This is a genomic window from Caloramator sp. CAR-1 (genome assembly GCF_030546345.1).
In the GTDB taxonomy this organism is placed as follows: domain Bacteria; phylum Bacillota; class Clostridia; order Clostridiales; family Caloramatoraceae; genus Caloramator; species Caloramator australicus.
This window is the reverse complement of sequence record NZ_JAUONW010000051.1, coordinates 22,669-28,985: the sequence shown is the minus strand read 5'-3', so window position 1 is coordinate 28,985 and position 6,317 is coordinate 22,669. Positions and strand designations below refer to the sequence as shown.

The window sequence follows — 6,317 nt, the reverse complement described above, 5'->3', positions numbered from 1 at the left end:
AAATAAATTTGTTATCAATAAAACCTAACTCTTTAAGAATATTAACTTGATTTTTCATGATTTCTTTAAGATAAGAGTTAGACAAATTTTTAATGAATCTTTGAAAAACTGAGTAAGAAGGTAAAGGCTTAAGGATATCGAACCCACAAAGCTTAGCAATGATTAAATTATTTTCTAAGAAATCTTTAAGTTCAGTAACTTGAGCAAATTTTTCACATTTCATGACAATAAAGGCTCTGAAAAGAGCATGGCGAGAAAACCCAGTAGGGCCGTATTTAGAGGGGCCCTTATCTGGTAATGGAGATAAATCAAGATTTTTGAAGAGGGTTGTATAAAAATTGATAAGTTTTGAGAAGTAAAAAATTCAATAATGTTAAAAATTCCTTGACGTTGATACATAGAGATTTCCTCCTTTTTGTTGTTAAATTGAATGTTGTTATATTAATATAATTCGACAAAAATGGAGGAAATCCTATGAAATATATTTGTGAGTGATAAAAAAAAATTTAGCCATAGCAGGCTAGTAATTTCAAAGCTTTTAAATTATGTTAATGGCTATATTTACAAACAGAAATGTTAGACTTGCCTTCTCACTTGCAATAGATAGAGAAAAACTCTGCAAGTATGTATTCCAAAGATTTTATCCAGCTTACGGTTGGACCCCATACAACATATTAATTGGAAATAAACCATACAGAAACCTTGTTTCAGAACCATTAAAGTTAGAAAAAGCAAAATACCCAAATGATGCTGCACTAAAGGCTCTTTTACAAAGAGGACTTAAAGAACTTGGAATTAATCCAAACTCAAAGATTACAGTTACTTTCTTAAGCTCAGGAACAGATTCATTCTCAAGAACAATTGCTGAATTCTATCAAAATGAATGTCAAAAGAAACTTGGAGTAATTGTTAATATAGATGCTGTTTCAGATTTTGGAACATTCCTTGGAAAGATTGATAAAGGTGAATTCCAAATAGGTTCAATGGCTTGGAATGCTGACTATAATGATCCGATGACATTCTTTGACATGTGGCTAAGCAATAGCGGTAATAACTCAGCTAAGTATTCAAGTAAAAAATATGATGAATTAATAAAGAAAATTTCCCTTGAACCAGATAACAACAAAAGACTTGCAATGTTCAAGGAAGCTGAAAAGTTACTTGTTGTGGACGATTCTGCTATAGCTCCAACGCAATACAGTGACAGATACAAATTTACTCATTCATTTGTTAAGAACTGGAGATTACCACTGTTTGCTTCATATGCTCTTAAGGGTGTATATATATCAGGAAGATAATGGCTATTGGTAAAGGATGCTAAGTAAATTAAAATGCTAGAGTATAGTCCGGCTTTTGGAATATGCTCTAGCATTTTTTATACAACCTTTATATTAAAAGAGCATAATATTAATAATGCTGGGATATGGAATTAAAATTTTGTTTTTCTTGAAGTGATTTCTTTTATATATTATAATTATTTATAAATAATAATTTTCTAAAGAGGTGTTTTATATGGAGTCTTATAATGAGTTGATAGTGTATTTAGAAAAAGGGGATAAAAAATCTGCAGTTAATTTGCATTAAAGCTATTGGGTTAAGGCAAAATTGATATTCTTAAGCTTTATAAAGATATATTATCTCCAAGTTTAAACAATATGTTTTGCGGTGTAGATGAAAAGAAAGTATACATATGAATGGATCACGTTAGAAGTTCAATTGTAAGAACAATAATAGATTGTATACCCCAGAAGAATAGCAGAAAAGGCTGATAGAATAGTTGAAATTAAGGATGGAAGGGTATATATGGATATATTAAGATAAATTTGTATTTATATATTCAATGCTTTATTATAACATAGTGGGGTGATATGATGAATTTTGATAGATTTAATCCAGTAATATTAGCATTATTTGGAACACTTTTTACTTGGTTTTTAACAGCGTTGGGGTCTGGGATGGTTTTTATATTTAAAGAACTTAATAGAAAAGTATTAGATGGGATGCTTGGATTTGCAGCTGGTGTTATGATTGCAGCAAGCTTTTGGTCTCTTTTAAATCCGTCAATAGAAATGGCTGAGAATATGGGAATTATTTCTTGGGTTCCTGCAGTTGTAGGATTTTTATTGGGTGGTTTCTTTTTAAGAGCAGTGGATATGTTTATGCCACATCTACATATGTTTTCGGATGAAGCAGAGGGTATAAAGACAAGTTTAAAAAGAAGCATACTTCTTGTTCTTGCTATAACGTTACACAATATACCAGAAGGGCTTGCGGTTGGAGTTGCATTTGGTGCTTTAAATAGTGGAGATATATCAGCTAATTTGGCAGGGGCGATTGCCCTTGCAATAGGAATTGGGCTTCAAAACTTTCCAGAGGGGGCAGCAGTTTCGATTCCACTTAGAAGAGAAGGACTATCAAGATTTAAAAGTTTTATGTATGGTCAGATATCAGGAGCAGTAGAGCCAATTGCAGCTGTGATTGGTGCATCTTTAGTTGTTTACATGAAGGGCATATTACCCTATGCTCTATCATTTGCAGCAGGTGCTATGATCTTTGTAGTTGTTGAGGAACTTATTCCAGAATCACAGGCAGGGGAACATACGCATATAGCTACATTAGGGACTATGATAGGATTTGCTGTTATGATGTTATTAGATGTGGCACTAGGATAGAGTGTTATTTTAGAATAAAAGGGCTTTTCCACACATTTTCTTCTCCACCCCAAGCATCATATGTTTCACAAACTTTATGTTCAGGACCAGAAAGTAACCTGTGATAAATAATATTAATTTACTGAATTTTTTTTATTTAAGTATTGACCAAGAATAAATAAGTTTGCTATAATAAAAATGTATTACGAAATGGGTTTCGTAAAATATTAAAAGAGGTGCATAGATTTGACAACTATATACGATATATCTAAAGCAACAGGATTTTCACCTACAACTGTATCAAAAGCATTAAATAATTACCCAGACGTAAGCGAGAAAACTAAACAAATAATTTTAAAAAAGGCCAGTGAAATGGGGTATATTCCTAATTCTCATGCAAGGATTTTAACTACGAAAAAATCATGGACAATAGGAATATTATTTGATGAAAAACTTAATATAGGTATAAAGCATCCATTTTTCAATGCAATTATTGAAAGTTTTAAGAAAAATGTTGAGATGAAAGGTTATGATCTTTTATTTATATCAAAGGATATAGGTAAAAATCCAATTACCTATTTAGATCATTGTAAAATAAGAGGAGTAGACGGAGTTATAATTATAACTTCAGATCCTAAAAATGAACAAATTCAGGAGATCATAAATAGCGATTTCCCTTGTGTATTAGTTGATAATGAAAGCGATGTTGCTAGCAGCGTTTACTCAGATAACCTTCGAGGATGTTATTTAGCTGTTGAATACCTTTATTCTTTAGGACATAGAAAAATAGCACATATATATGGTAGTCAAGAAACTTTTGCAGGTAAGATAAGATATGAAGGATTTATAAATGCCTTGGAAAAGTTGAATCTAGAGAAAATTGATGAATATTTGGTGGATGGTGGATATTTTTCATTTGACGGTGGTTATAGAGCTATGAAAAAAATTTTAGAAATAGATGATAGACCTACAGCAGTTTTTGTATCAGGTGATCTTATGGCCTTTGGAGCAATTAATGCTGCTAAAGAAGAAGGTTTAAGAATTCCTGAAGATATATCTATTATTGGATATGATGATTTAGAAATGTGTAGGTATTTTACACCAAGACTTACTACCATAAGACAAAATACCGAATTAATAGGTGAACAAGCAGCGAATATATTAATAGATGCAATTGATAAAAAAATCGCACGAACTTCTGTTATTGTTCCTGTAGAACTGATAATTAGAGATTCTTGCAAATCCTTAATTTAGTTAATTTTACTCAAATTCGAAACCGGTTTCGATTATATTTAAATAATGATGTCCATAATTTTTAATAAACCTAAGAAGAGGGGGTATATTAAGTGAAAAAATTACTAAGTGCTGTTTTATCAATGATCCTAATAACAACATTATTTGTTGGATGTGGATCAAAAACTAACAAGAATGCAAAGGAATTGGAAATTAATAAGGACAAAGTTTTAAGGGTATGGTCATTTACAGATGAATTAAAGAAACCCTTAGAGTATTTTGAAAAGAAATACGGAATAAAAACAGAACTTACAATTATTCCGACTGAAAATTATGCATCTAAAATACAGCCAGTTTTAGAAAGCGGAGTAGGAGCTCCTGATGTATTTACAGCCGAAATAGCATGGGTAAAGCAATGGATTGACTTGCCATATTGGGAGAATCTATCAGAAGATCCATATAATGCAGATGAGTGGGAAAAGGATTATGTTCCATATGTATTTAATCTTGGAAAGGACAGCAATGGTAATGTAAAGGCATTATCATGGCAGGCAACACCAGGAGGATTCATTTATAAAAGATGGATTGCAAGAAAAGTATGGGGAAACGATGATCCTGCATTTGTTGGAGAAAAGTTATCATCAATGGAAAATTTCTTTAAAGCAGCTGAAGAACTAAAGAAGGCAGGTTATAAGATAGTGCCAGATGAAGGTGCAATTCGTTGGTTTGCTAAGGGTTCAGATCCAAAACCATGGGTAAATGAAAAAAATGAGTTGCAATTAACACAAGCACAGATAGATTTCATGGATTATCAAAAGAAGTTACGTGAAAATGAATATACTGCAATGGCTCCAGAATGGTCACCAGCATGGTTTGCATCAATGCAAGGACCTGTTCCTTTTAATGCTGGTTGGGATAAATTAGATAAAGTAAAATCAGACAAAAAAGTTGAAGTGTTTGGATATGTTATGCCTACTTGGGGATTACATTATGTTATTAAACCAAATGCGAAGGATACAGCAGGCGATTGGGGTTTAACTTCGGGACCATCACCATATTTTTGGGGAGGAACATGGATAGGAGTATATTCAGGATCAGATAATAAAGGTGCAGCATGGGAATTCGTTAAAATGATGACTCATGATGAAGAGTTTTTAAATTGGTGGTATCAAGAAACAGGAGATTTACTTTCATATAAACCTGTTACAGACAAAGTAAAGGATACAGCATCAGATAAATTCTTGAAAGGTCAAAACCATTATCAATTCTTCTTAAAAGAAGCTGAAAAAATCAATCCTAATATAGTTACTAAATACGACCAAGGTATAGACAATATTTGGGGTAATGTAGTATCAGAATATGTAAATGGTAAGAAGACTAAAGAACAAGCGATTAATGAATTTTATAAGCAGGTTAAAAACGCATACCCAGAGATTATAACTCCACTTGATAAGCAATAATAATAAAAAAACACAAGTATAATAGGTGGACAAAAGTTCACCTATTATACTTATATTTTAAAAGGAAAGAGGGTGCACTATGAATTCTAGAAATAAATACGGCTATTTATTTATATCTCCATTTTTTATAGTATTTAGTATATTTGGTATTTATCCTATATTTCTTTCTTTATATATGAGCTTTACAGATTATAAAGGAATTGGCTCGCCCTTTAAAGCAAACTGGGTAGGATTACAACAATATCTAAGATTAGCAAGTGATAAATACTTTTTGCAAGCATTCGTAAATACATGGAAAATATGGGGAGTAAATATTATATTGCAATTATCCTTAGCGTTGATATTAGCTATTCTATTTTCAGATATAAGACTAAAGCTTAAGGGTTTAAGTCTATTCCGTGCGATTTTTTATTTACCTAATTTGATGACAGTTTCTTCTGTTGCATTATTGTTCTTATATATTTTAGATTGGCAACATGGAGCTCTTAATGGCCTTTTACTTAAATATGGATTTATCTCAAAACCTGTTAATTGGCTTGGAGAACCAATTACAGCACAATTATCTGTTTCGCTAATACAGACATGGTTATGGTTTGGACATACATTTATTATTATTTTTGCAGGAATCCAGGGTATTTCAAAAGATTATTTTGAAGCAGCTATGATAGATGGGGCCAATAGATGGCAAACATTTTTTAAAGTAACACTGCCATTGCTAAAACCAATTATGATTTATGTAGTTATTACATCTTTAATCGGTGGATTACAATTATTTGAAATACCATTTTTAATATCACAAAATGGTCTTGGAGGACCAGAGGGTTCCTTAGTTACGATGGTATTATACTTGTATAATCAAGCATTTAAGTATCATAATTTTGGCTATGCATCAGCAGTAGCTTATGGTTTGTTTTTAATAATATTGATATTTTCTATGATCGTTTTCAAAGGCATGTTTAAGGAAGAGGTTTAA

At 31.6% G+C, this 6,317-nt stretch carries 6 protein-coding genes; 5 read left to right on the top strand and 1 reads right to left on the bottom strand.

All coding sequences use genetic code 11. From position 1 onward, the window contains the following. On the bottom strand, positions 1 to 223 hold a 223-nt coding region (locus Q3V94_RS13445; RefSeq protein ID WP_303528510.1), incomplete at its 3' end, for a transposase. 322 nt (positions 224 to 545) lie between these two features. Here Q3V94_RS13445 and Q3V94_RS13440 point away from each other — a divergent pair. The 5 genes from Q3V94_RS13440 to Q3V94_RS13420 all read left to right on the top strand — a co-directional run bounded on the left by Q3V94_RS13440 (position 546) and on the right by Q3V94_RS13420 (position 6,317). After that, positions 546 to 1,298 (top strand): ABC transporter substrate-binding protein, encoded by a 753-nt coding sequence (locus tag Q3V94_RS13440; RefSeq protein WP_303528508.1) that lies wholly within the window; start codon positions 546 to 548, stop codon positions 1,296 to 1,298. A gap of 573 nt (positions 1,299 to 1,871) precedes the next feature. Then, complete coding sequence (locus tag Q3V94_RS13435; protein WP_303528505.1) at positions 1,872 to 2,672, top strand: ZIP family metal transporter; 801 nt, start codon at positions 1,872 to 1,874, stop codon at positions 2,670 to 2,672. Positions 2,673 to 2,897: 225 nt separating this feature from the next. Continuing rightward, a complete protein-coding gene (locus Q3V94_RS13430; protein WP_008909273.1) occupies positions 2,898 to 3,905 on the top strand; it encodes a LacI family DNA-binding transcriptional regulator in 1,008 nt (335 codons plus the stop codon). A 92-nt stretch (positions 3,906 to 3,997) separates the two neighbouring features. Further along, complete coding sequence (locus Q3V94_RS13425; RefSeq protein ID WP_008909274.1) at positions 3,998 to 5,344, top strand: ABC transporter substrate-binding protein; 1,347 nt, start codon at positions 3,998 to 4,000, stop codon at positions 5,342 to 5,344. A gap of 79 nt (positions 5,345 to 5,423) precedes the next feature. Continuing rightward, positions 5,424 to 6,317, top strand: coding sequence for a carbohydrate ABC transporter permease (locus Q3V94_RS13420; RefSeq protein WP_008909275.1), 894 nt, complete (start codon positions 5,424 to 5,426; stop codon positions 6,315 to 6,317).